Annotated in this window: 21 protein-coding genes; 14 read left to right on the top strand and 7 right to left on the bottom strand. The window is 66.0% G+C overall.

Annotated features, from left to right (window positions below; translation table 11 throughout):
• Nucleotides 1-80: 80 nt before the first annotated feature.
• The 3 genes from rpsT to C5L14_RS18780 all read right to left on the bottom strand — a co-directional run bounded on the left by rpsT (nt 81) and on the right by C5L14_RS18780 (nt 5825).
• Nucleotides 81-347, bottom strand: a complete 267-nt coding sequence (rpsT, locus tag C5L14_RS18790; RefSeq protein ID WP_105863577.1) for a 30S ribosomal protein S20 — start codon at nt 345-347, stop codon at nt 81-83.
• A 157-nt stretch (nt 348-504) separates the two neighbouring features.
• Nucleotides 505-1302 carry a TSUP family transporter gene (locus C5L14_RS18785; RefSeq protein ID WP_105863576.1) on the bottom strand — a complete coding sequence of 266 codons (798 nt, stop codon included), beginning with the start codon at nt 1300-1302 and terminating at the stop codon, nt 505-507.
• A 467-nt stretch (nt 1303-1769) separates the two neighbouring features.
• Nucleotides 1770-5825: a Pls/PosA family non-ribosomal peptide synthetase gene (locus C5L14_RS18780; RefSeq protein WP_245443427.1), complete on the bottom strand. Its 4056-nt coding sequence runs from the start codon at nt 5823-5825 to the stop codon at nt 1770-1772.
• Nucleotides 5826-6083: 258 nt separating this feature from the next.
• Between C5L14_RS18780 and C5L14_RS18775 the strand changes: the two genes are divergently transcribed.
• From C5L14_RS18775 to C5L14_RS18740, 8 genes are all read left to right on the top strand, one after another.
• Nucleotides 6084-6404 (top strand): PepSY domain-containing protein, encoded by a 321-nt coding sequence (locus tag C5L14_RS18775; RefSeq protein ID WP_105863575.1) that lies wholly within the window; start codon nt 6084-6086, stop codon nt 6402-6404.
• A gap of 81 nt (nt 6405-6485) precedes the next feature.
• Nucleotides 6486-7151, top strand: a complete 666-nt coding sequence (locus C5L14_RS18770) for a response regulator transcription factor (RefSeq protein ID WP_105863574.1) — start codon at nt 6486-6488, stop codon at nt 7149-7151.
• A 2-nt stretch (nt 7152-7153) separates the two neighbouring features.
• The gene (locus C5L14_RS18765) at nt 7154-8578 is read left to right on the top strand and encodes a sensor histidine kinase (protein ID WP_245443426.1); all 1425 of its coding nucleotides are present in this window, start codon (nt 7154-7156) and stop codon (nt 8576-8578) included.
• 443 nt (nt 8579-9021) lie between these two features.
• Entirely contained in the window at nt 9022-10161 is a 1140-nt protein-coding gene (locus C5L14_RS18760) for an ABC transporter ATP-binding protein (RefSeq protein WP_105863573.1), read from the top strand.
• 20 nt (nt 10162-10181) lie between these two features.
• Nucleotides 10182-11333, top strand: coding sequence for an extracellular solute-binding protein (locus tag C5L14_RS18755; RefSeq protein ID WP_105863572.1), 1152 nt, complete (start codon nt 10182-10184; stop codon nt 11331-11333).
• A gap of 204 nt (nt 11334-11537) precedes the next feature.
• Nucleotides 11538-12377 (top strand): ABC transporter permease, encoded by an 840-nt coding sequence (locus tag C5L14_RS18750; RefSeq protein WP_105863571.1) that lies wholly within the window; start codon nt 11538-11540, stop codon nt 12375-12377.
• Nucleotides 12374-13216: an ABC transporter permease gene (locus C5L14_RS18745; protein ID WP_105863570.1), complete on the top strand. Its 843-nt coding sequence runs from the start codon at nt 12374-12376 to the stop codon at nt 13214-13216. Before C5L14_RS18750 ends, C5L14_RS18745 begins: the two co-directional genes overlap by 4 nt.
• Nucleotide 13217: 1 nt before the next feature.
• Nucleotides 13218-13751: a 2'-5' RNA ligase family protein gene (locus tag C5L14_RS18740; protein ID WP_105863569.1), complete on the top strand. Its 534-nt coding sequence runs from the start codon at nt 13218-13220 to the stop codon at nt 13749-13751.
• 55 nt (nt 13752-13806) lie between these two features.
• Here C5L14_RS18740 and mutM read toward each other — a convergent pair whose 3' ends face one another.
• Nucleotides 13807-14673: a bifunctional DNA-formamidopyrimidine glycosylase/DNA-(apurinic or apyrimidinic site) lyase gene (gene mutM / locus C5L14_RS18735; RefSeq protein ID WP_105863568.1), complete on the bottom strand. Its 867-nt coding sequence runs from the start codon at nt 14671-14673 to the stop codon at nt 13807-13809.
• Nucleotides 14674-14794: 121 nt separating this feature from the next.
• Here mutM and ubiE point away from each other — a divergent pair, with 121 nt between their 5' ends.
• Both ubiE and C5L14_RS18725 read left to right on the top strand, forming a co-directional pair.
• The gene (ubiE, locus tag C5L14_RS18730; protein ID WP_105863567.1) at nt 14795-15550 is read left to right on the top strand and encodes a bifunctional demethylmenaquinone methyltransferase/2-methoxy-6-polyprenyl-1,4-benzoquinol methylase UbiE; all 756 of its coding nucleotides are present in this window, start codon (nt 14795-14797) and stop codon (nt 15548-15550) included.
• 133 nt (nt 15551-15683) lie between these two features.
• Entirely contained in the window at nt 15684-17483 is a 1800-nt protein-coding gene (locus C5L14_RS18725; RefSeq protein ID WP_105863566.1) for a cation:proton antiporter, read from the top strand.
• 224 nt (nt 17484-17707) lie between these two features.
• Here the strand turns inward: C5L14_RS18725 and C5L14_RS18720 are convergent, their stop codons facing one another.
• Together C5L14_RS18720 and C5L14_RS18715 are read right to left on the bottom strand one after the other, a co-directional pair.
• On the bottom strand, nt 17708-18562 hold the full coding sequence (locus tag C5L14_RS18720) for an SDR family NAD(P)-dependent oxidoreductase (RefSeq protein ID WP_105863565.1): 855 nt from the start codon (nt 18560-18562) through the stop codon (nt 17708-17710).
• Between the two features lie 142 nt (nt 18563-18704).
• Complete coding sequence (locus C5L14_RS18715; protein WP_105863564.1) at nt 18705-19316, bottom strand: TetR/AcrR family transcriptional regulator; 612 nt, start codon at nt 19314-19316, stop codon at nt 18705-18707.
• Between the two features lie 194 nt (nt 19317-19510).
• On the opposite strand from C5L14_RS18715, the gene C5L14_RS18710 reads away from it, so the two are divergent.
• From C5L14_RS18710 to C5L14_RS18700, 3 genes are read left to right on the top strand one after another with little or no spacing between them, the layout of a single operon-like run.
• Nucleotides 19511-19723, top strand: a complete 213-nt coding sequence (locus C5L14_RS18710; RefSeq protein ID WP_105863563.1) for a hypothetical protein — start codon at nt 19511-19513, stop codon at nt 19721-19723.
• Nucleotides 19724-19737: 14 nt separating this feature from the next.
• Entirely contained in the window at nt 19738-22923 is a 3186-nt protein-coding gene (locus tag C5L14_RS18705; RefSeq protein WP_105863562.1) for an efflux RND transporter permease subunit, read from the top strand.
• Nucleotides 22924-22933: 10 nt separating this feature from the next.
• Entirely contained in the window at nt 22934-24106 is a 1173-nt protein-coding gene (locus tag C5L14_RS18700) for an efflux RND transporter periplasmic adaptor subunit (protein WP_105863561.1), read from the top strand.
• Nucleotides 24107-24255: 149 nt separating this feature from the next.
• Here the strand turns inward: C5L14_RS18700 and C5L14_RS18695 are convergent, their stop codons facing one another.
• On the bottom strand, nt 24256-24528 hold the full coding sequence (locus C5L14_RS18695; RefSeq protein WP_105863560.1) for a helix-turn-helix domain-containing protein: 273 nt from the start codon (nt 24526-24528) through the stop codon (nt 24256-24258).
• Nucleotides 24529-24861: 333 nt separating this feature from the next.
• On the opposite strand from C5L14_RS18695, the gene C5L14_RS18690 reads away from it, so the two are divergent.
• Nucleotides 24862-26850, top strand: a complete 1989-nt coding sequence (locus tag C5L14_RS18690) for a hydantoinase/oxoprolinase N-terminal domain-containing protein (RefSeq protein ID WP_105863559.1) — start codon at nt 24862-24864, stop codon at nt 26848-26850.
• The last annotated feature ends 34 nt before the right edge of the window (nt 26851-26884 follow it).

Raw genomic sequence — 26884 nt, 5'->3', positions numbered from 1 at the left:
TCGAGGCCGGGTTTCTTCACCTAAGGGAACCTAAATAAAGCGGCTTGGTCGCCTGCCCTATCGGTGTCCCGCCGTTCGGCTCAGGCGCTGAGCTTCTTCACGGCATGGGCCAGGCGCGACACCTTGCGCGATGCCGTGTTGGCCGGCAGCACGCCCTTCTGGGCAGCGCGCATGATTTCCGGCTCGGCGCTCTTGAGCGCGGCGACAGCCTTGGCCTGGTCGCCGGCAGCCACGGCTTCCTCGACATTGCGGATGAAGGTGCGCATACGCGAGCGGCGCGCCTTGTTCACTGCGGTGCGCACTTCGATCTTGCGCGTAGCCTTCTTGGCCGACTTCGTATTGGCCATGATCCCTGCCTGTTAAGCCGGCCGCATCCATAACGATCCCGAAAGATCGCCGAAAGGCCGTGCGTTGCCTGAAAATGATAAGCCGCGGGCGCTGTCGGCGCTCGCTATTGGAAGGCGGCTCTTTACATCCCAATGGCTTCGGCGTCAACGACGGACTTCACTGAAACAGCGAAATAACGGCCCGGTGTAAGGGATTGGCCGGGTCGAGCAGCAATTTGACGGCGACCGAGCAGCACACCAGCACAAGAAGGGGCCTGATCACCCGCGCGCCCTGGCGCACCGCCATGTAGGAGCCGGCCTGCGCCCCGAGGAACTGGCCCACGCCCATGACCAGCCCCACCACCCAGACGATCTTGCCCGCCAGGATGAACAGGATCAGCGAGGCGAAGTTGGAGGTGAAGTTGAGGAGCTTGGTGTTGGCGGTGGCATGGATGACGCCGTAGCCGCACAGGGCCACGAAGGCGAGCATGAAGAAGGAACCGGTGCCCGGCCCGAACAGGCCGTCATAGAAGCCGATCAGCGGCGCCATGGTGAGCGTGAACAGGCCAGGGCTCATGCGGGCCTTGCCGTCCTCGATGCCGGCCTTGGGCGAGAAGCGCGAGGAGAAGGCGAAATAGAGGGCCATGGCGATCAGCAGCACGGGCAGGGCCGCCTGCAGCAGCGACAGCGGCGCTATGCTGATCGCGGCCACGCCCAGGCAGGCGCCGAGCAGGGTGGTCGCCACCATCCAGCGCGTCTGGCGAAAGTCGATATGGCCGCGCCGGGCAAAGGCGATCACGGCCGAGCCCGAGCCGAAGCTCGACTGCAGCTTGTTGGTGGCCAGGGCCGCCACGGGATCGAGCCCGGAGAGCAGCAGGGCCGGGATGGTCAAAAGGCCGCCGCCACCGGCGAGCGCGTCGACGAAGCCGGCCACGACGCCGACGGCGCCCAGCATGGCGATGAGAGTCCAGGTCATGTCCACGAGCGAACGTCTTCCTTGCGAAAGCCTGCAGCCGGCACGCTTGGAGGTCCGGAAGGCGGGCCCCCCCGCTAGGCCATCGCAAGGCGCTTGGCAAGCCATTCGCGCCGCTGCAAGCGGCATCGCGGCGGGTCTTCAGCCCCGCCGTGGAAACACCGCGCCAGGCAGCCGGGGCCGAACTCCACTGCGTCAGGAAGCACGCTCTACCCGCCCCCGTCGAGGCGGCCTGTCATTCCTCTTGGAATAACCTGGGGTGGACGCGAAGCGTCGGGGTGGGTGACTTCTTGGCAAGGATGAACCGCCTACCTCACGGCAGCCTGCGTATGACCACCCCACCCCGGCCCCATGAGCCGACCCTCCCCATCGAGGGGAGGGGCAGGAAAGGCGGCTCCTTCATGACGCAGTCGGACGAAGACCTCGCCTCCAAAATGGTCGGAAGCGACAAGTCCCTAGGCGGGTGGGTACTACTCCGCCGCTTCGGCGAGGACGGGAACCAGCATTGGCTCATGCGCCTCGGTGCTTGCCGGGGCCTGGGGCTGGGCCGGAATGCCGGTCCACACCGTCGAGGCCGGGAGAGCTTCGCCCTTCATGATCAGCGTGAGCAGCTCGACCTGCGCGTAGGGGCCGATCTCGGTGTCGTAGAGCACGGTCGCCCCGGTGCCCACCGTGGCGCCCTCGCCGATGCGGATGCGGCCCACCTTCATCACCCGGTCCTCATAGAGGTGGGTCTGCGGGCAGGAGCCCATGTTGAGCACGGCATGATCGCCTATCTCGGTGCAGTCGAACTCGCAGATGTCGGTGGTGTTGATCCAGGTGCCCTTGCCGATCCTGGCGCCGAAGGGGCGCAGGAGCCAGGGCAGGAAGGGCGTGCCGCGGAGATAGTCGAGCAGCATCTTGCTGGCGAGGCCGCCATAAATCACCGCAACGCCTTCCGTGCGCATGGCCCACCAGGACCACATCGGCCGCATCATCGGCTTGTAGGTGCCGATCAGGAGCCATTTCACCGCGACGGCAGCCAGATACATCAGACCGGAAATGGCGAGGCCGGCCACCAGGAAGATGCCGGTAGCGGCCAGCCAGGCGCCCTGCGAGATCACCGAGGCCAGGATGTCGGCGGTGATATAGGCGGCGGCGATCAGCACCGCCGTCGGCAGCGAGGTGTGCAGCGTTTCGAACGCCACGCGCAGGAGCTTCATGCGGAAGGGCGGCGCATAGGTGGTGCCGGCGGCGGCGGACACCTTCTGGCGGGTCGGCATGGCGATGGGCGGGCTGCCGAGCCAGGTCTCGCCGGTTCCCACTTTCAGCGAATCGGGCAGGCGCGACTTGATGCCGATCAGCGCATCGTCCTCGACCACGGATCCCTGCGACACCACGGAGGAATTGCCGAAGAAGCAGCGGTCGCCGGTCTTCAGGCGCTTGAGGATCATGCGGCCATTGCGGATTTCCTCGTCGCCGAAGATCGTCTCGTCGCCGATGAAATTGTCGCGGCCCATCTCGATCAGGTCGTAGCGCCCGGCAAAGCTCGCCGAGATCTCGGTACCCTTGCCGATCTTGGCTCCCATCATGCGGTACCAATTGCGCATGAACACGGTGGCGTAGAGCGAGTTGAGCGTCTCCAGCAGGGATTCGGTGGACAGACCGATCACCCATTTGCGGAAATAGAGCGAACCGAAGATCGAGTAGGCCCCCTCGCGCACCCTCGGCAGCAGCAGCCAGCGCAGGGCCACCATCACCGCCATCGAGACCACGATCAGCACGAGCGCCGCCGGCCAGGCCGCGACCGCCACCAGGCTCCAGGACAGAGGCTGGCCGGGATCGGCGCCGAACAGGGCCTCCACTTCCGAGAACAGCGAGAAGGCCGGGAAGATCGGCAGCAGGCCGATGACCAGGCACAGATTATAGGCGATGAAATAGCCGACCGCCTGGACCGAGCGGCCGAGGCGCCCGAGGCGGGGATGGTCCGCCGGATCGTCCTGCTCGGCCGGACCGACCTCGACGGCGGGTGCTCCTTCCCAATGCGTGCCCGGCGCCACCATGGTGCCCTGCGGCAAGGCGGTGAGGTCGCCGATCTCCGCGCCGTCGCCGATGACGACGTCGGCGCCGATCACGCTGCCATTGCCGATGCGGGCACCGGCACCGATCTCGATGCGCCCGACATGGACCTCGTTGCCGACCACCTCGACATTGGCGAGCTTGAGCTTGGTGCCGAGGCTCGCCCGGTCACCGATGGTGACGAGGTCGATCGCGCCCTCCTCGAAGTCGTCGATCATGGCGTCGTCGCCGATGCGGGCCCCGAGGGCGCGCAGATAGATGCGGATGAGCGGCGAGCCCTTGAGGAATTTCGGCGTGGTGAGCTGCACGATGCGCTGCATCAGCCAGATGCGGAAATAATAGACGCCCCAGAGCGGATAGACGCCTGGCCTGGTGCGGCCGATCACCAGCCATTTCAGGCCGACGACGACGAGCTTGGTGGCGAGGTTGAGACAGATATAGACCCCGCACAGCACGGCGAGCTCGGTGAGGATGGAAGCGTCCTCGCCCACCAGCAGCATGCTGGCGAGCAGGAGGCCGATCCACTGCACCGAGACGAGGGCGACGATGAAGGGCAGCGTGACGGCCTGGGCGAGACCGCACAGGAAACGCCGGGCGAGCGGCACGGGCTCGAAGCTGCGGTCGGGCGGGGGCGCCGCGGCAGTGGCGGCGACGCTCTCATCGAGGGCCTTGGCGAGATTGCGCAGCGTGCGATGCGTATAGAGATCGCGGATGGCGATGCCCGACAAAGCCGGCACACGCCGAATCTCGGAGACGAAACGGGCCGCCAGCAAAGAATGGCCGCCGAGCTCGGTGAAGAAATCGGCCTCGAAGTCGACCGCCGGCGCACGCAGCAATTCCTGCGCGGCCTTGAGCAGCTGGGCTTCGGTCCAGGAGCGCGGGGGCTCCTGTTCGCCGGCGGTGGCCTGGCGTTCCGGCACCGGCAGGGCAGAGAGGGCCTTGCGGTCGACCTTGCCCGAAGGCAGCGCGGGCAGCGCGTCGTGAAGCTGGAAAGCCGAAGGCAGCATGTAGCGCGGGATCTTGGCGGCGAGGCCATGCCTGATCCGGTCGAGGTCGATTTCGCCCCGCGGCACCAGGTGGGCGACCAGCGTATCGCCGGCCTCGCTCTGATTGGCCGTCACCACCGCGGCGCGGATGGCGGGATCGGCGGCGAGCAGGCTTTCGATCTCGCCGAGCTCGATGCGATAGCCGCGGATCTTGACCTGGCTGTCGATGCGGCCCTGGAAGACGATCCGGCCGTCCGGTCTGAGGCTCACCGCATCACCGGTGCGGTAGAGCACGGGATCGGAGTTGTCGGTGGTGAAGGGGTTGGCGATGAACTTGGCCGCCGTCATCTCCGGCAGGTTGAGATAGCCCATGGCGACGCCAGGCCCGCCCACCAGCAATTCGCCGATTTCGCCGGGCGCCAGCAGATTGAGCTGATCGTCGACGACATAGGCGGTGTAGTTGGGGATCGGGCGCCCGATCGTGACGTCCTCGCCGGCTTCCAGTTCGGTCGAGGTCGCCACCACCGTGGTCTCGGTGGGCCCATAGGTGTTGAGGAGGCGCCGGCCGGGCCGTGCAAAGCGGGCGACCAGGGCAGGCGGGCAGGCTTCTCCGCCCAGGATGATCGTCTTCAGCCCGGCGACGTCGCGGCTTAGCATGGACAGCAGGGTCGGCACCGTATCGATCACGGTGATGCCCTCGGCCTCGAGCATCCGGGGCAGGGCGTCGATGTCCTGCAGCACGGCGGCGCTGGCGATCTTCAGCGTGGCGCCGACCATATAGGGAATGAAGATTTCTTCGAGCGAAAGGTCGAAGGCGATCGAGGCCTGCTGGAGCACCACGTCGTCGGCCGTGATGCGCAGGCATTCATTGCCGGCGCGCAGATAGTGGCAGATGTTGCGATGGGAGACCTTGATGCCCTTGGGCTTGCCGCTGGTGCCGGATGTGTAGATGGCATAGGCCGCATCGCTGAGCGCCGGCGCCTGGCTGGCCGGGACATCGCGGCGCGGATCGGCCAGCAGCGTCTCGAGCGTTACCGTCTCGGCCTCGACGGCGGCATATTTCTCGGCCTGCGGCGCGTGCGAGACCAGCAGGCCCGCACCGGCATCGGCGAGGCTCGCCGTCACCCGCTCGGGCGGAATGTCGGCGTCGAAGGGAATGAAGCTGGCGCCGGTCTTGATGAGACCGAGCAGGGCGACATGCAGGCCGATCGAGCGCTGGAACCACAGGCCGACGAACATGCCGGGCCCCACGCCGCGACGGGCCAGGGCGGCGGCGACCCGGTCGGAGCGCTCGTCGAGCTCGCGATAGGTCAGGCGCTCGCCGGTGCCGATCGCACCGAGGGCCTGCTTGTCGGGAAAGGCCGCGGCGGACACCTTGAAGATCGTCGCCAGGGTTTCGTCACGCAGAAGGTCGGGACGCTGCTCGCCGCGGACCACGGCGAGCGGCCCGATGGCATTTACTGGTACAGGAGAAGACAACACACGCGTAATCCTTCGGCCGGCGATTCGGATGGTGGCCAAAATCGTTTCCAGCTATTCTAGCGAGGAGCGCGTTGCGGGCGTCTGACAGCGCCTGTAAGCCAATTGCAAGCTTGGTTCCGCTATAGCGTTTTGCGATTTGACGGCGTTACCAGCAATCGTAAAGACGCTTCGAAACAAAGAGCTGGAGAAAAAGTGCGGTTCGGAGAAACCGCGCTTTGCTCTGGAATTGAAGAGGATCTCGAAACCATAGGGAGACTCATGAGGGCCAGATCGGGCACGTCGCATGCTTGCGCCGGACTTTTGCTGACGATTGCTTGCATCCTGCCGCCGCTCGAAGGGGCCTTGGCGAGCGGAGCGCATCACAGTGTCCCGACGGCAGTGCCGCTGCGCCGGCCGGGCAACCATTCCTTCAAGGATGTCTCGGCGGCCGTCGCCCGCGAGGTGCCTGGCCGCATCCTGCGCGTGCGCGAACTGAGGCGCGGAGGGCGCCTGCTCTATATGGTCCGGGTCCTCCGGCCGGACGGCAAACGCCGCGACGTGCTCGTCGACCCGGTGACGCTGGCTTTGGTGGATAAATAGGCCTAATGTCCGTGCCGGTTCGGCCGGCTATCCCTCTTCTCGCCGGCTGGCCATTCCCTTGAGAGCTTCCCGCCCCGCATCATGCGCATTCTGGTTGCCGAAGACGAACGAGCCATCGTCGACGATATTCGTCGCAGCCTCGAAGCCCAGCAATATATCGTGGTGACCGTGTTCGACGGCGAGGAAGCCCTCTTCGCCGGCGAGAACGAGCATTTCGATCTGGTGATCCTCGATCTGGGCTTGCCCAAGCTCGACGGCCTGACGGTGCTCAGGCGCTGGCGCCTGGCCCGGCGCGGCATGCCCGTCCTCATCCTCACCGCGCGCGACGATTGGCGCGACAAGGTCGACGGCATGGATTCGGGGGCCGACGACTATTTGACCAAGCCCTTCCGCATGGAGGAGCTGCTGGCGCGCGTGCGGGCCTTGGTCCGCCGCGCCTCGGGCCAATCCTCCCCCGTGCTGTCGAACGGCGTGCTGGAACTCGATACCCGCCAGCGGGCCGTCTCCTTCCATGGCAGCCCGGTGCAGGTGACGCCGCTGGAATATCGCCTGCTCGCCTATCTCCTGCACAATGCCGGGACGGTGATGTCGCAGTCCCAGATCACCGAAAGCATCTATGACCAGGATGTGGAGCATGATTCCAATGCCCTGGAAGTCGTGGTCGCCCGCCTGCGGCGCAAGCTCGACAATGGCGTGATCGAGACGCGCCGAGGCCAGGGCTACCTCATCCCGGCCGAGTCTGCCTGACCGTGGCCTTGACCTCCTTCTCCCTCAGGCGTCGCATGCTGCTCGGCTCGGTGGTGGCGATCGTGGTCGCCACCATCCTGGCCGGCATCGGCATCGATGCCATTTCGGGCCTGGCGATCCGGGCGCTCGAACTGTCGGAGATCGAAGACGAGATGCGCCTCTTGCTCGGCAGCATCGAGGTCAACGGCTCCAACCAGCTCACCATCGACGAGGGGCCGCAGGATCCGCGCTTCGAATTGCCCAATGGCGGGCTCTATTGGCAGGTCGGGCGCGGGGGCAATGTCGAATTGCGCTCGCAGTCGCTGTGGGACCAGAACCTGCCCTGGCTGCAGGCGACGGCGGCCAAAGGGGGCGGCAAGGTCAACGACCTCACCGGGCCGAATGGCAGCCAGCTCCTCGCCGTCGAGCGCTCCATCGTCATTTCGACCGCGAATGGCGACCAGACCGTCAATGCCCTGATCGCGCTCGACAATGCCCAGCTCTCGCCGGTGAAATGGCGTTTCTTCTATGCCATGGCGCCCTCGCTCGCCGTGCTGATGGCGGCGCTGCTGGGGGCGGTGATCGCCTTTCTGCGTTATGGCTTCCGCCCGCTCGACAAGCTCAGCGTCGAGTTGCTGTCCTTGCGCAGCCGCCCGGCCCGCAAGATCAGCGGGCGCTATCCCGACGAGATCCAACCTTTGATCGACAACCTCAATGCGCTGATCGCCTCCCGCGAGGCTCAGCTCATCGAGGCGCGCAGCCGGGCTGGCGATCTCGCGCACGGCCTGAAGACGCCGCTCGCCGTGCTGGAGGCGACGGCCCGCTCCCTGGCCGACAGCGGGCAGGCTGCGGCGGCCAACGCCATTCGCGACGAGGTCTGGCGCATGGATGCCCAGGTCAGGCGCACCCTGGCGGAGGCGAGGGCGAGTCTCGCGGCGGCGCAATTGTCGGGACGCGTCGATACCCATGCCGTGCTGTCCAAGCTGGTCTCGACCATGCACAAGCTGTCACGCGACAAGGAGATGACGTTCAACCTCGAAGCCCCTGAGGGCATCGTGATCGCAATGGACGAGAGCGACTTCACCAATATCGCCGGCAATCTGCTCGACAATGCGCGCAAATGGGCGAATTCCCAGGCAAGGGTGCGCCTGATGGCGCAGACGGCTTCGCCCGTCATCCTCCTGTCGATCGAGGATGACGGGCCCGGCCTGCCGCCCGATGCCGAAAAGTCCTTCATCGAGCGGGGCAAGCGTCTCGACGAGACCGTGCGCGGCACCGGCTTCGGGCTCGCCATCGCCAAGGACATCATCGAGGCCTATGGCGGCGAACTTCACATCGCCAGATCGAGCCTCGGGGGCCTCGGCGTCGAGGTGCATCTGCCCAAACGGCTGATCGTCACCGATGCGGGCGATGAGGGCTTCGCCTCGGAAGGACGATCCTCGACCTGAGGCCCAGAAAACGCTGCGCTCGCAAGCGGGTCCGAAGACCTGCCCCCCGGAATGCTGCTTGTGCTCCGGTCAGGTCGAGGCCATGGCCGTCTTGTCCGGTGGCCATGATTTTGGCTGCCGAGGGGGCGAACCGTCATATGCCTGTCACGCCGAAACGGCAGGGATAAAACGCAGCATTGCTTCTGCACAGCTGTGCAAAGTGAGGCTGGCCTATCCCTATTACTGCTTCGGAGCATCGGAGCGGATTACAACCACCCCAGGATCGAGCGACCGATTACGATGGAATGGCTCTGCGCTATTGACAGGAGTTCCGGGCAGAGCGAGCATTGCACAGCTGTGCAATCAGACATGGCGATGAGGAAACGAGAGGGGGACGGCACCTCGGGCTGCAGGCATTTTGCCTCGCCGGGCGGCGCCCGGTTCCGCCCGCGGGAGGTTGCGCCATGAAGCCGAGTGACCAATTCCTGGCGGGGGCTCCTTCGGCGCCGGTGCGGCAACCCTTGCTGGAGGTCGACCGGGCCTCGGTGCGGCTGGGCAATACCCAGGTCTTCGAGGATCTGAGCCTGACGGTGGGCGAGGGCGAGTTCGTCGCCCTGCTCGGCTCGTCGGGCTGCGGCAAGACCTCGCTCCTGCGCACCATCGCCGGCTTCATCCAGCCGCGTTCCGGCGCCATCCGCGTGCGGGGACGCGACATCACTGGCGAACCGCCGGACCGGCGCGGCATGGCGCTGGTGTTCCAGACCTATGCGCTCTGGCCGCATATGACGGTGGCGCAGAATATCGGCTACGGCCTCAAGCTGCGCCGTCTGGCGCGCGGCGAGATCGCCGCCAAGGTCAAGGACATCGCGGCTTTGCTTGGCTTGTCCGGGCTGGAGGAGCGCAAGCCGGCGGCCCTTTCCGGCGGGCAGCGCCAGCGTGTGGCGCTCGGGCGGGCGCTCGCCGTCAGCCCCGACATCCTGCTGCTCGACGAGCCCCTGTCCAATCTCGATGCGCGCATTCGCCTCAGCGTGCGGCAGGAAATCAGCGCCCTGCAGCGCCGCCTCGGCATCACGGCCATCCATGTCACCCACGACCGCGAGGAGGCCATGGTGATGGCCGACCGCATCGTCATTCTCAATGCCGGCAGGATCGCGCAGATCGGCACGCCGGAGGAAGTCTACAACCAGCCGGCCTCCGCCTTCGTGGCCGCCTTCATGGGCGCCGAGAACAGGCTGCGCCTCACTTGCAGCCCCGCTTCCTCGGAGGCGGGCCTGTCGCGGCTGGAAGGAGCGGGCGGTGCGCCGGCCCTGATCGCGACCTTCGGGCCGGCCGCTTCGGGCCCGTGCATTGCCCATTTCCGGGCGGAGGCGGCGGAATTGCAGGCGACCGCCCCTCTGGCGGAGCCCACCCGCGGCTTCCTGGCCCTGGCGGGGGAGATCGTCCAGGTCAGTTTTCCGGGCGGCTTCTGGCGCCATGTCGTCGCCACGCCGGCGGGCCCGCTGGTGGTCGATGCGCCCAGGGCCTGGGCGGCCGGCGCGAAAGTCAACGTTCATATCCCCGAGACAGGCCTGTTCGTCTTCCCGGCGAGCCAGGCTGAATCGTAACGAGAGACAGGAGAGTTCGGATGAGACTGACAGCATTGTCCGCAGTCGCGGGGCTTCTCGCCGCCGCCTTGCCCCTGGCAGGCGCATCGTCGCGGGCCGAAGAGCTGACGGTGATCACGGCCGGTGACCAGAACATGGTCGACTACGTCAATAATTTCCTGGCACCGGCCTTCGAGAAGCAGAATCCGGGCACGACGGTGCGCGTGGTCGGCACCGGCCCCGGCGATGCCGGCTCCCAGAAGATCGTCGAGCGGCTCGATGCCCAGAAGAAGGCCGGCAAGGAGGTCTATGACGTCGATGTCGCCGTCATCCACGAGAAGGTGGCGGGCAAGCTGGTCCAGGACGGACTGCTCGACAAATATCGCGGCAATATCGATACCGGCAAGCTGGTCACGCGGGGCAATGCCAGGCTGGCGCTCGGAGCCGATGTCGACGGCTATGTCATGCCGATGTTCAACAGCCAGACCGCCATCGCCTATAATCCGGACCTGGTGGCCAATCCGCCCAAGACCTTCGACGAACTGGTGGCCTGGACCGAGAAGAACCCCAAGCAGTTCGGCTATAACGGAATCAAGGGCGGCGCCTCCGGCGTCTCCTTCGTGATCAGCTGGATCTACAACTATGCCGGCGACGCCAAGAAGCTGCAGGAAGGCCCCTATGACGCCAATGAGAAGGCCAAATGGGACGATGCCTTCGCCAAGCTGAAGGCCTTCAACAAGAATGTCGCACTGACCCCCGGCAATGCCGGCACGCTCGACATGCTCAGCCGCGGCGAGATCGCCATGGGCGCGGTATGGGTCGACATGTTCTATTCCTGGAAGGCCAACGGCCAGCTGCCGCCCACCATGAAGCTGGTACTGCCGGCGCCCGGCATGCCGGGCCAGCCGATGCATTACGTCATCCCCGGCAAGACCGCCCACAAGGCGCTGGCCGAGAAATTCATCGCACTCGCCACCAGCCCAGAGGTCCAGGCCAACGGCATCGTCAAGCAGTTCAACTGGTATCCCGGCATCGATGCCAAATATGTGCAGGACAAGCTCGATCCGGCGATCTGGCAGAAGCTGTTCACCGACATCTCGCCCGACGACCTCGCCAAATACGGCAAGTCCTTCCCGATCGGGCCTTACTACGCCGACCTGCTCGAAGCCTATGAGAAGAAGGTGGCGGAGTAGGGGACGACGTCGGCACCCCTCATCCGGCTGCCGCCACCTTCTCCCGCAAGGGGAGAAGGGGCCTGATTGGGAGTCGTGAAGCTCCTCGACCCAACCGAAAGAACGCCTTCTCCCCTTGCGGGAGAAGGTCCCGGCAGGGGGATGAGGGGAGTGGTCGCCACGCCATCATCCCCCTGCCGGATACCCATCATCAGGATCTCCACCATGGCTCCTTCACGCACCGCTCCCTCCCTCGCCGGCCTGATGCTGGTGGCGCCGGCGCTCGCGGTGGTGGTTCTGCTGTTCGTCGTGCCGCTGGCGAGTTCGATCACCGGCTCCTTCGCCACGCCGGAGGGACCGGGGCTCGGCAATTTCCGCAAGGCCTTCGAGCTCTACTGGACCGACATGGTCTTCTCGGTGGTGATCATCCTGATCTCCACCGCACTGATCGTGCTGATCGCCGTCGCCATCGCCGGCTATCTCACGCTGGGCAACAACCCCCTCGCCGTCGCCCTGCTGCGCTGGCTCTATCGCTGGCCGCTCTTCGTGCCCTTCATCGTGGTCGGCCAGATCCTGCGCACCTTCCTGGCCAAGAACGGGCTGATGAACTCGATTCTGATCAATGCCGAGCTGCTGACACCGCTGCAGGCGGTGAGTTTCCTCGACTGGCGGGGCATCGTGATCGCCTTCGTCTGGAAGCAGATGCCCTTCGTCACTTTGCTCACCGCCGGCGCCATGGCGTCGCTCGACCGCTCCACCATCGAGGCGGCCCGCAATCTCGGTGCCTCGCGCCTGCGCATCCTCCTGGAGATCGTGGTGCCGCAGGTCGCCTCCACGCTGCTGGTCGGCGCCGTGCTCAGCCTGGTGACGATGATGTCGGTGCTCTCGGTGCCGCTGATGATCAACGCCCAATCCCCCACCATGATCACCGCCGACATGGCCTTCCGCATCAATTCCTATGGCGATTATGGCGTCGCGAATGCGCTCGGCCTGATCTCGCTTGCCTTCACCGGGGCGGTCGCCTGGATCTATCTCAGGCAGACCATGAGGGAGAATGCGCGATGAGTGCTGCCGGTCACGTGCTTGCCGCCCGCAACTGGCGCATCGACTGGCTGTGGATCCCCCGCGGCATCGGACTCGGCCTGCTCGCCTTCGCCATCTTCGGCCCGCTGGTCAACCTGCTGTTGTGGACGGTGGCGGAGCGCTGGTATTTTCCGCACAGCCTGCCGCTGCAATATGGCTTTTCCTTCTGGCCGCGCGTGTTCGCCCCGCGCGGCGACGCCCTGGCCTCGCTCGGCACCAGCGTGTCCATCGCCCTGCTCACCGTGGCCCTGTCCCTCGCCCTCGCGGTTCCCGCCGGTTATGCGCTCGCCCGGCTGAAGCTGCCTTTCCGCGCCGGCATCCTGCTGCTGCTGCTCCTGCCCCAGGCCTTTCCGAACCTGCCCGTCTACGTCAATATCGCGCGCCTTTTCTATGAGATCGGCCTGAACGGTACGGTGCTCGGCGTCGTGCTCGTCCACACCACGCATGGCCTTGTTTATGCGGTGTGGATCGCCACGGCGTCCTTTTCCGCGGTGCCGGCCGATCTGGAGGAGGCAGCGCGCTCGATCGGGGCCAGCGGCCCTCGCGCCTTCCGCGACATCGTGTTGCCGCTGGCTGCGCCGGGCCTGATGGCAAGCGCCATCTTCGTCTTCCTGGAATCGCTGGACGAGTTCACCGGCACCTATTTCGTCGGCGCGCCCGACATCAAGACCATGCCGCTGCTGCTCTACACCGCCAGCGCCGGCGGCAACTATCAGATCGCCTCGATCACCGCCTTGGTGCTGCTGGTACCTTCCATCGCCTTCATGTTCGTGGTCGAGCGCTTTCTCAGCGCGGACGTGCTGGCCAAGGTGGGGCGCTGAGATGGCGGAAGACACGACGAAGAACATGCATTCCGTCTGGCTGATGCCCATGGCCGAGGACGCGCGCATGCTCGCCGCCATCGTCGCCGAACTGGCGCAGACCTTCGGCACGCCGCGCTTCCAGGTGCATCTGACACTCGTCGAGGACCGGCCTTGCGAGGAGGAGGACCTGGCGCGTCAGCTCGTCGCCGTCGCCGCGGGCATCGCGCCCTTTGCCGCCGATGTCAGGGAAATCGGCACCAGCGACCCGTTCTTCCGTGCCTTCTATGCCCGTTTCGAGCGGGCGGGGCCGGTGCTCGAGCTGAAGCGCCGCGCCATCGCCTCGATCGCCGCTTCCCAGATCGAGAGTTTCATGCCGCATGTCTCGCTGGCCTATGGCGTGCAGGACGGGCCGCGACGGCAGGCGGCAGCGCGGCAAGTGGAGGAGCGCCTTGCCGGGCGCGCTGTCCGCTTCGATCGCATTGCGGTGGTCCGCTCGGCCCAGAGCATTCCGATCGAGGATTGGACCGTCAGGGCGACCATTCCGCTGGGCTGATTGGCCAATCCGGGAGAACGGGCAAGATACTCGTACCTCCGGAAGCTCGCTTTCCTTATTTCTGGCAGTGCCGGCACCAATAGGTGGAGCGCCCCGATTGCACCAGCCGCTCGATGGTGCCGCGGCAGTCCGGTGTCGGGCAGGCTTCGCCCTCGCGATCATAGACGCGAAAACGATGCTGGAAATAGCCGAGCGAGCCGTCCGTATGCCTGTAGTCCTTGAGGGTCGAGCCGCCGGCCTCGACCGCTTCGGCCAGCACTTCGCGGATCACGCCGGAGAGGCGTTCCGCCTGCTCGTCGCTGAGCGTGCCCGCGGCCCGTTCAGGTGCGAGGCTGGCACGGTGCAGCGCCTCGCAGACATAGATGTTGCCGAGCCCGGCAATCAGGCCCTGGTCGAGCAAAGCGGCCTTGAGCGGCGCCATCTTGCCCGCGAACAGCCGGGTGATGGTCTCGCCGCTCAGTTCATTGCCGAGCGGCTCGATGCCCATGGCCTTGAAATGGCGCGAGGTTTCCAGCCCGGCGCGCGGCACCAGATCCATGAAGCCGAAGCGGCGCACATCGTTATAGGTGATGGTGAAGCGGTTGGAGAGGCGGAAGACGACATGGTCGTGCTTGGCATCCTCCTTGACCTCGTTTGCGAATTCGCCCGGCTCCTCCACGCCGCCATCCGGCGCCATGATCAGGAAACGGCCGGTCATGCCCAGATGCATCACCAGAACCTCGCCGGAAGACAGGTCCGCCAGCAGATATTTGGCGCGGCGTCCCATCGAGAGGATGGCCTGGCCGGCGAGGCGCTTGGAGAAGTCGGGGGGCAGGGGAAAGCGCAGATCCGGCCGCCTCGTCTCGACCTCGATGAAACGGGCGCCCGTCATGGCCGGCTCCAGGCCGCGGCGGACGGTTTCGACTTCGGGCAGTTCGGGCATGATTCCTCCGGCGCAGGCTGAGGCAGACAGATAGGATGAAGCGCAGCCTTGCGCCAGATGCGGTTCACCTTGGCCTTGCGATGGTCTATAGCACCGGCAGACCTAGTCCGGAGTTCACCCGATGACCGCCAGCACCGACACCCATTTCGGCTTTTCCACCGTGAGGCTGGAAGAAAAGCAGGGGCTGGTCGACGACGTCTTCCACAAGGTGGCCGGGCGCTACGATCTGATGAACGACCTGATGTCGGGCGGGCTGCACCGGTTGTGGAAGGACGATCTGGTCAACAAGCTCAACCCGCCGCGCCAGCGGCCCTTCCGCCATCTCGACGTGGCCGGCGGCACCGGCGACGTCGCCTTCCGCATCGTGAAGGCCGGCGGCCCCGACACCCATGTCACCGTGCTCGACATCAACGGCTCGATGCTGGAAGTCGGCCGGCAGCGCGGCGAGGAGCGCGGCCTTGCCGGCCAGCTCGATTTCGTCGAGGCCAATGCCGAGGAACTGCCCTTCGAAACCGGCAGCTTCGATGGCTACACCATCGCCTTCGGCATCCGCAACGTGCCGCGCATCGACAAGGCGCTGGCCGAGGCCTATCGCGTGCTCAAGCGCGGCGGACGCTTCCTCTGTCTGGAATTCTCCACCGTCGACATGCCCGGCCTCGACAAGATCTATGATCTCTATTCCTTCAACCTGATCCCGCCGATCGGCCGCATGGTCACCGGCGATGCCGAGCCCTATCGCTACCTGGTCGAATCGATCCGCAATTTCCCCAAGCCTGCCGCCTTCTCGGCCATGATCCGCGAGGCCGGCTTCTCGCAGGTCAGCCACCGTTCGCTCACCGGCAACATCGTCGCCATCCATTCGGGCTGGAAGCTGTAGCCCGGAGGCGCTCGCGATCCCTGGGGCTACTATCTCCACTCCAAAATTTATGCCCGCCGCCGGTGATTTTCGGTTGGCGAAGCAGGGTCCTTCGTTGTTCGATAGGCATAATCGAACAATGCGGGGGGCAGGTTTGGCTGGAGCGGTCGATCTCGCGGCTTTGAAGGATGCATTGGTCGTGCTCGGCACGGCCGGCGTGGTGGTGCCGCTCGTGCGCCGCCTGCATGTCAGCCCCGTTATCGGCTTCCTGGCGGCCGGCGCCGTGATGGGCCCGACCGGCGTCGGTGCCCTGTCTTCCTATGTGCCCTATATCGACTGGATCGCCATCAGCGAGCGCGAGACCATCGCCCGCATCGCCGAGTTCGGCGTGGTGTTCCTGCTGTTCGTCATCGGGTTGGAATTGTCGCTCGCCCGTCTGATGACCATGCGCCGCCTGGTCTTCGGCCTGGGCGGCCTGCAGGTGGTGGCTTCCACCATCGCCGTCGCCCTGCTCGCCCGCCTGGTGATGCCGTCCGAGGCGGCGCTGGTGGTCGCCGCAGGTCTCGCGCTGTCGTCCACGGCCATCGTGGTGGAAGTGCTGGCCGGGCAGAAACGCATGGCCTCGGCCACCGGGCGCGTCAATTTCGCCGTGCTGCTCCTGCAGGATCTCGCCGTGGTGCCCGTGCTGTTCCTGGTCGGGACCATGGGCGGGCATTCCGACCGCTCCGTGCTGGTCGGCCTCGGCTATGCTCTCGGCCTGGCGGTGCTGACCATCGCCGCCATCGTGATCGCCGGCCATTTCCTGCTGCGTCCGCTGTTCCGCCTGGTGGCGAATCCCGAGAATCCGGAACTCTTCATCGCCGCCACCCTGTTCGTGGCGATCGGGGCCGGCGTGGCGGCGGCGAGCGAGGGGCTCTCCATGGCGCTCGGCGCCTTCATTGCCGGGCTGCTGCTGGCCGAGACCGAATATCGCCGCGCCATCGAGGCGACGATCGAACCCTTCAAGAGCCTGTTGCTCGGCGTGTTCTTCTTCACCGTCGGCATGAGCGTCGATCTCGGCGTGGTAGTCCGCTACCCGCTGCTGATCGTCGGCGCTGTGCTGGCGCTGGTGCTGGTCAAGGGTCTGCTGATCTTCGGTCTCTGCCGTCTTTACCGGGTGCCCAAGGCTGTCTCGATCGAAACCGCCTTCCTGCTCGCCTCGGCCGGCGAGTTCGCCTTCGTGGTATTCACGCTCGCCACGCAGCTTTCCATCCTCACGCCGGAGCAGTCGGCGCTGGTGGTGGCCATCGCGTCCCTTTCGATGGCCTCCATACCCGTGCTGGGCGTGCTCGGCCGCCGCATCGCCAAGCGCTATGAGCTGGCGGTGCCGGTGGAAGCGGCGGCCTTGGAGGGCCCGCCGGAGGACAAGCAGCGCCGCGCCATCGTGGTGGGCTATGGCCGCGTCGGCCGCCTGGTGGCCGAGATGCTCGCCGAGCACAAGATCGCCTATCTCGCCGTGGATGCGAACGCCAAGGCGGTGGCGCGCTGGCGCGAGAGCAAGAAGCCGGTCTATTGGGGCGATGCCACCAACGCCGCCTTCCTGGAGCGCTGCGGCCTCGCCGAGGCCTCGGCCCTGGTCGTCACCATCGACCAGCCCCGCCAGATCGAGGCCGTGGTCGCCACCGCGCGCAGCCTGCGGCCGGATCTCGTCATCGTGGCGCGTTCGCGCGATGCCGATCACGCCAGCAAGCTTTACGCGCTCGGCGTCACCGACGCCGTGCCCGAAACCATCGAGGCGAGCCTTCAGCTGTCGGAGGCGGCCCTGGCCGGCCTCGGTGTGCCGGCCGGGCCGGTGATCGCCTCCATCCATGAGCGTCGCGACGTCTTCCGCCGCGAATTGCAGACGGCGGCCGGGCGGGAAACCCATGCCGTCAAGCCCAAGCGCAGCCGCCGTTCGGCAGTCACCCCGTCATAGAGTTTTGTTCCCGAGGCCCCCGTGGAATGGGGGCGGGTCTGAAGAGCCTGACCGAAACTCGACTTTTGTCATTGCCGGGCTTCGTCCCGGCAATCCAGCGCCGCAATCTCGACAAATGACGGTCTCTGGATGCCCGGGACGAAGCCCGGGCATGACAAAACCGAGCTTTTCCCGGCTCTGTTTGCGATTATTGAGTCAGTCTCTGAAGACCACCCCCAATGTCCTCATCTCTTCAGGAATTCGGCAAATTTTTCGGCATAGTCTGGATGCCAGCGCGACAGGGGCGGGCGGTTCTCGATGATGTCGCCGGCCGCCCAGGCGATGCGGCGCTCGTCGAGCGAGCGTGGCACCTCGTTGTCGGGGCAGAGAATGTAGAAATCGCCGGCTTCCAGACGTGCGAGCATGAAATCCACGGTCTGCTCCGGGGTCCAGGCGCCCGCCGGCTTGTCGGTGCGGCCCTTGGCGGCGAGCGGCGTGAAGACGAAGCCCGGGATCAGCAGATGCGCCGATATCCGGCAGCCTTCGGTATTGCGCAGCTCGTGCTGCAGAGCCTCGGTGAAAGCCTTCACCGCCGCCTTGGAGACATTGTAGGCAGGATCGCCGGGCGGCGTGGTGATGCCCTGCTTGGAGCCGGTGTTGATGATGAGGCCGGGGCGCCCACGCGCGATCATGCCCGGCGCGAAGATCTGGGTGCCCTGGATCACGCCCTTGAGATTGACCGAGAAAATGCGCTCCCAGGTTCGGTCCTCGCGGGCGTCGAACAGTTTCGAGCCCGGCTGGATGCCGGCATTGTTCATCAGCACGTCCGTGCCGCCGAAACGCTCGTTCACCTGCTGATGCAGGCCGAGCAGGGCCTCCGCGTCGCTGACATCGGTGGCCGAGGCGAGCACGGCCTGCCGTCCTTCCGGCGCGGCCAACGAGATTGTCTCGGCAGCGGCCGCAAGCCTCTCCTCGCCGAGATCGGCGATCGCAACCTTGAGGCCGAGGGAGGCGAATTTGACGGCCGCGGCGAGACCGATGCCGCTAGCGCCGCCAGTGACGACGGCGACCGCGCCGGGCACAAGCGCTGGATGGGACATGGCGGAGCTTCCTTGCAATGCCGAAGGGGACGATATCGGGCATCGCCCACAGCAGAACGATCATGTGCTGATAGCGAAAATTCGACCCAAATGCCATGGCGGCCGACGAAAGTTCGCAGCCGGTCGGAAGATTTTCGGCGGATCAGGCGCTCTTGCCGAAGGAGGCGATGACACCCTCGGCCATGCGCACGAAGCGGGCGCTCGGGCCTTCCGGACCGGCGCTCTGGCGGCTGACGCGGGCGCCTTCCAGCAGGAGATGCAGCGTATCGGCGACCAGATCCGGCTGGTCGAGGCCCGCCTGCCGGCAGAGCAGGGCCAGGCGGTCGCGATGCCTCTTCTTGAACTCCTCGACCAAGCGCCGCGCCGGATGGTCCTCGCCCGAGAGCTCGACGGCGGCATTGGCGAATTCGCAGCCGCGATTATCGGCCTCGATATAGTCGGCGCATTTGCCGACCCAGGACAGCAATTGGGCGTGGGCATCGCCCGGATGCTCGGCCTCGAGCTGGGCCCAGCGTGCCTGGTTGTCGATCTCCGCCGCCCGCAGGCATTCGACGATGAGATCGTCCTTGGAGCCGAAATGACGATAGAGCGTCATCTTGTTGGTGCCGGCGACCTTGGCGATGGTGTCGACGCCGATGGTGTTGATGCCATGCCGGTGGAAGAGGTCACGCGCAGTGACGACGATGCGGTCTCGCGGACGCTGTCCGGGGCAGCAGAGTGACTCTTCGCTTTGTTCCAAAATTTTCTGGCTCATGGCTTGACCAAACTGTTACCGACCTGTAACAGTGTCGCTGTTACTGATCGGTAACAGCTTGGTAAGGCGTCGTCAAGGCCGTTTCGTCATCCCACTGCGATCCAGCCTTGTTAGAGAGACAATTCACCAGGAAACGACACATCGTCAAACGAATTCGGCGGAGCATGGACCCATGTTTCCGCGCTGGAGGAGTCATGGCTCAGCGGGGCTGCAATATGACCGTCGATCAGCTGCTGAACGATCCGCTGACGCTCGCCCTCATGCGGGCCGACGGTGTCGATCCGGTTTCATTGAGGACGATGCTTGCCAGTCAGGCCCGCCGTCTCGCCGAAGAGCAGGACCTGCCGCCGATCCTCCTGACATTTTCTGACACCGCCATGCCACATGGTGGCATCCAAGGCGGCTGACGCAGAGCTTCACCATGGTCAATTACTTCATTCAACGTCCGATCTTCGCCTCGGCCATCGCCATCATCATGGTGATGGCGGGGGCGATCGCTTATTTTCTGCTGCCGGTCGCCCAGTTTCCCAATATCACGCCGCCCCAGATCCAGGTCAGCGCCAGCTATCCCGGCGCCAGCTCGCAGGTCGTCGCCGATACGGTGACCACGCCGCTCGAGCAGCAGATCAACGGCGTGCCGGGCATGATCTACATGTCCTCGGCCAGCTCCAATGACGGTTCGTCCAACATCACCGTCACCTTCGATGTCGGCTATCCCCTGAACATCGCGGCGATGGACGTGCAGAACCGCGTGGCCCAGGCAGCCTCCTCGCTGCCGGCGATCGTCAACCAGTCCGGTGTCTCGGTCACCAAGGCCAATCCCAACTTCGTGCTGATCGTCGACCTGACCTCGCCGGACAATTCGGTGGATTCGGTCGCGCTCAGCAACTACGCCTATCTGCAGATCGTGGACCCGCTGAAGCGCCTGCCGGGCGTCGGCGACGTCAGGATCTTCGGCGAGCGGCGCTATTCCATGCGCATCTGGCTCGATCCCGACAAGCTCGCCAATCTCGGCATCACGGCCGTGGACGTGCAGAATGCCGTCGCCGAGCAGAACGTGCAGGTCGCGGCCGGCAAGATCGGCCAGAACCCGGCGCCGGCGGGCACCGCTTTCGAAATGCAGGTCAACGCCACCGGCCGCCTCAGCGATCCGGAGGAGTTCGGCAACATCGTCGTCCGGGCCAATCCGGCCGGCGGTTCGGTGGTGCGCCTGCGTGACGTCGCGCGCATCGAGCTCGGCTCGCTGCAATATTCGTCCTCGGCCTATCACGGCGAAAAGCCGATGGTAGTGCTCGGCGTCTTCCAGGCGCCCGGCTCCAACTCGCTCAAGCTGAAGGAAGCCGTCGAAGCCAAGATGAAGGAGCTTTCGGCGCGGTTCCCCAAGGGCATCGAATATTCGATGAAATACGACACGACCCGCTTCGTGTCGGCCGCGATGGAGGATGTCGTCAAGACGCTGGTCGAGGCACTCATCCTCGTCGTCCTCGTCGTCTATATCTTCCTGCAGAACTGGCGCACCGTGCTCATCCCGGTCATCGCCATCCCGGTGTCGCTGATCGCGACCATGGTGGTGATGCTCGCCATGGGCTTCTCGCTCAACATGCTCTCCCTGCTCGGCATGGTGCTCGCCATCGGCCTGGTGGTCGACGATGCCATCGTGGTGGTGGAGAACGTCGAAAGACAGCTCGAGGCGGGACATCCCCCGCTGCAGGCGGCCAAGATCGCCATGAAGGAGGTCACCGGCCCGATCGTCGCCACCACGGCGGTGCTGATGGCGGTGTTCGTTCCCGTCGCCTTCATTCCCGGCGTCGCCGGCCAGCTCTACAACCAGTTCGCCTTGACCGTGGCGATCTCGGTCGGCATCTCGGCCTTCAACTCGCTGACCCTGAGCCCGGCCTTGTCGGCCGCCTTCCTCAGCCACAAGCCGGCCTCGCGCTTCTTCCTGTTCCGCTGGTTCAATGCCGGCTTCGACAGGCTGTCGCACGGCTATGCCGCCTCGGTGCGCGGCTTCATCAAGCTGCGCTGGCTGATGATGGGTGCGTTTGCCGTCGTGCTGGCCGCGACCTACTGGATCTCGACGCGGGTGCCCTCCACCTTCCTTCCCTCGGAGGACCAGGGCTACTTCTTCGTCGTCCTGCAATTGCCGGACGGCGCCTCGCTCGAACGCACCGACGCCGCCGCCAAGCAGGTGCGCCAGATCCTGATGGCCGAGCCCGGTGTCGAGGACATCATGTCGATCTCCGGCCTGAACTTCCTCACCAATGCCCAGCAATCGAGCGCCGCGGTCGAGTTCGCCATCCTCAAACCGTGGGATGAGCGTGGACCCGGCCTTAGCGCCACCGATATCGTCAACAAGGTGCGCCCGAAGCTGTTCGGCATTACCGATGGTTTCGTGCTGGCCTTCGAACCGCCCTCCATCCAGGGGCTCGGCACCACCGGCGGCTTCGAGTTCCAGATCGAGGACCTGAACGGGCGCGGTCCCTTCGCGGTCAACGAGGCGGCGCAGGCCCTGCTCGCCGAGGCGCGCAAGCAGCCCGAGCTCAACCCGCAGACCCTGTTCACCACCTTCTCGACCTCGACGCCGCAGTTCAACTACGACCTCGACCGCAACAAGGCCAAGCTGCTCGGCCTGAATCTGCCGGACATCTTCAACACGCTGCAGATCTATCTTGGCTCGCTCTATGTGAACGACTTCAACCAGTTCGGGCGCACCTTCCGCGTCACGCTGCAGGCCGACAAGGATTCTCGAGCCGATCCCGGCGACATCAGCCGCCTCTATGTCCGCAATGCCACCGGCAACATGGTGCCCCTGTCGACTTTGGGGGCGCTGAAGCCGATCGTCGGGCCGGAGACGGTGACCCATTACAACAATTACGGGGCCGCCCTCATCAATGGCGCTCCCGCGCCCGGCTACTCCTCGGGCCAGGCCATCGAGGCGATGCAGAGGGTGGCAGCCGCAACCCTGCCGAATGGCTTCAACTATGAATGGACCGGCATCACCTTCCAGGAACTCAAGGCCGGCTCGATCGCGGCGGCGGTGTTCGCCCTGGCCATCGTGTTCGTCTTCCTGATCCTGGCCGCCCAGTATGAGAGCTGGTCCATGCCGTTCATGGTGCTGCTGGCGGTGCCGCTCGGCCTGTTCGGTGCGCTGCTCGCCATCTGGCTGCGCGCCATGCAGCTCGACGTCTATTCGCAGATCGGCTTCGTCATGCTGATCGGCCTCGCCGCCAAGAACGCCATTCTGATCGTGGAGTTCGCCAAGCATCTGCGCGAGCAGGGCCATGGCATCGTCGAGGCGGCGATGGAAGCCGGCCGTTTGCGCCTGCGCCCGATCCTGATGACGGCCTTCGCCTTCATCCTGGGCGTGGTGCCGCTGGTGAAGGCGACCGGGGCCGGTGCTGCCAGCCGCCAGTCGCTAGGCACGGCCGTGTTCGGCGGCATGCTGGTGGCCACCGTGCTGACGCTGGTCTTCGTGCCGGTGTTCTACGCCATCATCGAGCGCTGGCGCGAGCGCCGGCTCTCCGCCAGGAAAGATTCACGCCATACCGAAAGCACGCCTGACGAGTCCGAGGACGCTGTGCCGCCCCGGATCCAGGCCGCCGAATAAGGGGATACCGATGCGTATCTGGAAAATCGCTACCGCCATCGTCGTGGTCGCCGCCGCAGGCGGCGGCTACTACCTCAAGGACAAGCCGCATCTCCTCGCCGCCGGCCAGGAACTCCTGGCCGGGGTGCTGAGCAAGCCGGCCTCCGCCAATCCGGCACCGGCCATGCAGGCCATGCCGGTGCCGGTCGCCTCCGTGGTCAAGAAGTCCATTCCGCTCTTCCTCAACTATCCCGCCCGTACGGAATCGATCCGCAGCATCGCCCTGCAGGCCAAGGTCTCGGGCTATATGCTCGACCAGGCCGTGCCCGATGGTACCGATGTGAAGCAGGGCGACATCCTCTACCGGATCGACGCGCGCGACTATCAGGCCGCGCTGGCGCAGGTGAAGGCCCAGGCCGAGCGTGATACCGCCGCGCTCGAATATGCCAAGACCAGCCTCACCCGCGGCAATGACCTCAGCAAGACAGGCTTCCTGTCGAAGGACCTGTTCGACCAGCGCACCAGCGCGGTCAAGCAGGGCGAGGCGACCCTTCTTGCCGACAAGGCGGCGATCCAGGCGGCGGAACTCAACCTTGCCTATACCGAGATCAAGGCTCCCTTCGACGGACGGCTCGGCCGCAACCAGGCCGCGGCCGGCACGCTGGTCAGCCCTGGCGGCACCGTGCTCAATACGCTGGTGCAGCTCAGCCCGATCTATGTGACGTTCACGCCGACGGAGGCCGAGCTCACGCAGATCCTCAAGGCCAAGGCAGCCGGCAAGGTCCTGGCCGACATCATCGTGCCCGGCCAGAACGAGGCGAGCCATCAGGGCGAGCTCACCTTCCTGGACAATGTCGTCGACCGCGCCACCGGCACCATCACCGCCCGCGCCACCACCGCCAATGCCGACCGCAGCCTGCTGCCCGGCCAATATGTCAATCTTCGGCTGAGCATCGGCGAACGGCCCGACACGCTGCTGGTGCCGCAGGCCGCCCTCGGTTCGAGCCAGCTCGGCAAATATGTCTATGTCGTCGGCGAGGGCAACAAGGTGGAGATGCGCCTGGTCGAACTCGGCCCGGCCCAGGGGCCGCTGATCGCGGTGACCAAGGGGGTGAAGGAAACCGACCAGATCATCGCCGGCAACATCCAGAAGATCTTCCCGGGCATGCCGGTCCAACCCCTGCCGCAGAAGGCGGGCGCCTGATTCCTTCCAGCGAACGACGGGGCCTCGCCTCGGCCCGTCGCGGCGCAGCCTGGCCGGCCCGGACATCGTCCCGGCCGGCCTTTTTATTCGGGATGCGGGGATTTCGCCGTGCCGCGGTGCCGGTCCTCCGCCGCGAGCCGCACTCCGGATCAGGCCGAGGGGCTTTCCGGCGATTTGGGCAGCTTGAGGCGCACGCCTCGCCCACCCTCGCGGCTGACGGCGTTGTCGCCGATCAGCTCGACGCCGGCTCGATCAAGGGCCTCGATCACTTTCGTCAACGTATCGACCACGCCGCGAACATTGCCCTCGCTCGCCTCCATGCGCTGAACCGTCGGCAGGGAAACCCCCGACAGGTCAGCGAGCTGGCGCTGGTCGATGCCGAGCAGGGCACGGGCAGCGCGCATCTGGGCAGCGGTGATCATGGGCAGCCTCGCATTTCTCAAATACTGAAAGGACGTTCAAGTCATCGATATCGCGGACATCCGCAGCCGACGGAGGAAGTTCCACACCCGGAGGCGCTGCATCGCCCTATAGCCGAAGCGCTTTACGATTTCACCGACTCACCTCGAATCGCAAAGGCGCATCGAAGCGAAGAGTTAGAGCAAAGCGGCGTTTTCGCCTAAACCTGCATTGCCCTGAACGCGCCACGCCCCGGGGAAAGACTGCCACCGTCCAAAAAAATGCCGGTATGGGCAAGCGGCGCAGCTCGAATTCGCGTATCAGCAAGAAAGATCTGATAGGGCGTAGCTGACATCATGGCTGTTTTGTTGGGTATCGATACGGGCGGCACCTTCACCGATGCCGTCCTCTATGACGAAGAGAAGGGCGTTCTCGCCAAGGCCAAGTCGCTGACCACCCATCATGATCTCGCCATCGGTGTCGGCGGGGCCGTCGGTGCGGTGCTGGCCCAGTCCGCCGTCGCGCCCGCGCATATCGCCCTGGTCTCGCTCTCCACCACGCTCGCCACCAATGCCATGGTGGAGGGGCAGGGCGGGCGCGTCGGCCTCGTCTATATCGGCTTCGATGCCGACGACGCCGAGCGGCCGGATCTCAAGGCTGCGTTGAACGGCGATCCGGTCCTGCTGATCGCCGGCGGGCATGACGCCATGGGCCAGGTCCGCGCGCCTCTCGACGAGGCCGGCCTCGCCGAGCAGGCCCGCGCTTTGGCGCCGGGGCTGACCGGGTTTGCGGTGACCGGACGCTTTGCCGTGCTCGATCCCAGCCATGAAATCGCGGCCCGCGAGATCCTGCGGCGTGAAACCGGCCTGCCCGTCACCTGCGGCCACGAGCTCTCCGCCAGGCTGGATGGGCCGAAGCGGGCGCTCACCTGCGTGCTCAATGCCCGCCTGATCCATCTGCTCGAGGCGCTGATCGCCGCGACCGAGGGGCGGCTCGCCGCACTCGGCATCGCCGCGCCCCTGATGGTGGTGCGCGGCGACGGCTCGCTGGTGGCGGCCGAGGTCGCCAAGGCCAAGCCGATCGAGACGATCTTTTCGGGCCCGGCCGCCAGCGCCGTGGGCGGCGCCTTCCTCGCCGGCGCCCCGGACGCCCTGATTTCCGACATCGGCGGCACCACCACCGATGTCGTCGTGCTGCGCGGTGCGAGGCCCCGCATCGACCCGGCCGGCGCCCTGATCGGCGGCTTCCGCACCATGGTGGAAGCCATCGCCATCCGCACCTGCGGCCTTGGCGGCGACAGCGAGGTGGCGATCGAGCAGCATGGCCTGGATACCGCGCTCAAGCTCGGCCCCCGCCGTGCCGTGCCCCTGTCCCTGCTCGCCGAAAGCCATGCCGAGCTCGTGCATTCGACGCTCGAGCGCCAGCTCAGGGCCGATCTGCCCAACGACCTCTTCGGCCGCTTCGCCTTGCGCCTGCATCCGCCCCTGGCGGAATTGCCGGCGCTGGAGGCCGAGGTGCTGGCGCGGCTGGAGGCCGGGCCGATGGCCGCCGACAAGCTGATCAACAACCGGCGCGAGTTCAATGCCCTGCAGCGCCTGGTCAACCGGCGCCTCGCCATCATGGCGGCGCTGACGCCTTCCGATGCCGCCCACCAGCTCGGGCTGCATCGCGCCTGGGACCAGGCGGCGGCCGAGAAGGGCCTGACGCTGTTCGCCAGGCGGCGCAACGCCATGGGGCTGCCCTTTGCCGGCGGTGCCGAGGAACTGGCGCGGCGGATCATCGAGACCCTGACCCGCCGCTCGGCCGAGTTCCTGCTGGAATGCGCTTTGGCCGAGGACGGCTTCCGAGAAGCAGGCCTGTCGCGCCATGCCTTGGCGGTGGCGGCACTCGACGGCCATAGCGGCCTCGTCAGGATCGGCCTGTCGCTGACGGCGCCGGTGGTCGGGCTCGGCGCTTCCGCCGCGACCTATTACGGCGACATCGCCGGCCTGGTCGGCGCGCCCTCGCTGGTGCCCGAACATGCCGAGGTCGCCAATGCGGTCGGCGCCGTGGTCGGCGGCGTGCATGTCTCGGCCGAGGTTAAGGTGCTGCAGCCGGTGGAGGGCATCTTCCGGGTGTTCACCCGCTCCGGGACGCGCGACATTCTCGATCTCGGTGAAGCCTTGGTTCACGCGCAGGAGGCGGCCCGGGTCCAGGCCGAGGGCGACGCGCGTACCGCGGGCGCCGCTACCGTCGAGACCTCGGTGAGCGTCGACGAGAAAAAGGTCGTGGCCGAGGGCCGGGAATTGTTCGTGGAGGCGCTGGTGACGGCCCGGGCGTCGGGCCGGCCCAGGATCAGTGTGTAGGACTACAGTCGTAGTTCTGTTGTTGCACCGTCAT

Source organism: Labrys okinawensis (assembly GCF_002982075.1).
Classification (GTDB): Bacteria; Pseudomonadota; Alphaproteobacteria; order Rhizobiales; family Labraceae; genus Labrys; species Labrys okinawensis_A.
The sequence above is the reverse complement of the archived record's forward strand: the minus strand, read 5'-3'. Positions and strand labels throughout refer to the sequence as shown.

Bases quoted from the DNA above. Each gene is read 5' to 3' on its own strand.
- rpsT (WP_105863577.1), bottom strand. From the start codon at position 347: ATGGCCAATACGAAGTCGGCCAAGAAGGCTACGCGCAAGATCGAAGTG.
- C5L14_RS18695 (WP_105863560.1), bottom strand. From the start codon at position 24,528: ATGATCACCGCTGCCCAGATGCGCGCTGCCCGTGCCCTGCTCGGCATC.
- C5L14_RS18740 (WP_105863569.1), top strand. From the start codon at position 13,218: ATGGCGGAAGACACGACGAAGAACATGCATTCCGTCTGGCTGATGCCC.
- C5L14_RS18705 (WP_105863562.1), top strand. From the start codon at position 19,738: ATGGTCAATTACTTCATTCAACGTCCGATCTTCGCCTCGGCCATCGCC.
- mutM (WP_105863568.1), bottom strand. From the start codon at position 14,673: ATGCCCGAACTGCCCGAAGTCGAAACCGTCCGCCGCGGCCTGGAGCCG.
- C5L14_RS18775 (WP_105863575.1), top strand. From the start codon at position 6,084: ATGAGGGCCAGATCGGGCACGTCGCATGCTTGCGCCGGACTTTTGCTG.
- C5L14_RS18750 (WP_105863571.1), top strand. From the start codon at position 11,538: ATGGCTCCTTCACGCACCGCTCCCTCCCTCGCCGGCCTGATGCTGGTG.
- C5L14_RS18755 (WP_105863572.1), top strand. From the start codon at position 10,182: ATGAGACTGACAGCATTGTCCGCAGTCGCGGGGCTTCTCGCCGCCGCC.
- C5L14_RS18760 (WP_105863573.1), top strand. From the start codon at position 9,022: ATGAAGCCGAGTGACCAATTCCTGGCGGGGGCTCCTTCGGCGCCGGTG.
- C5L14_RS18770 (WP_105863574.1), top strand. From the start codon at position 6,486: ATGCGCATTCTGGTTGCCGAAGACGAACGAGCCATCGTCGACGATATT.
- C5L14_RS18700 (WP_105863561.1), top strand. From the start codon at position 22,934: ATGCGTATCTGGAAAATCGCTACCGCCATCGTCGTGGTCGCCGCCGCA.
- C5L14_RS18720 (WP_105863565.1), bottom strand. From the start codon at position 18,562: ATGTCCCATCCAGCGCTTGTGCCCGGCGCGGTCGCCGTCGTCACTGGC.
- C5L14_RS18715 (WP_105863564.1), bottom strand. From the start codon at position 19,316: ATGAGCCAGAAAATTTTGGAACAAAGCGAAGAGTCACTCTGCTGCCCC.
- C5L14_RS18785 (WP_105863576.1), bottom strand. From the start codon at position 1,302: ATGACCTGGACTCTCATCGCCATGCTGGGCGCCGTCGGCGTCGTGGCC.
- ubiE (WP_105863567.1), top strand. From the start codon at position 14,795: ATGACCGCCAGCACCGACACCCATTTCGGCTTTTCCACCGTGAGGCTG.
- C5L14_RS18690 (WP_105863559.1), top strand. From the start codon at position 24,862: ATGGCTGTTTTGTTGGGTATCGATACGGGCGGCACCTTCACCGATGCC.
- C5L14_RS18745 (WP_105863570.1), top strand. From the start codon at position 12,374: ATGAGTGCTGCCGGTCACGTGCTTGCCGCCCGCAACTGGCGCATCGAC.
- C5L14_RS18710 (WP_105863563.1), top strand. From the start codon at position 19,511: ATGGCTCAGCGGGGCTGCAATATGACCGTCGATCAGCTGCTGAACGAT.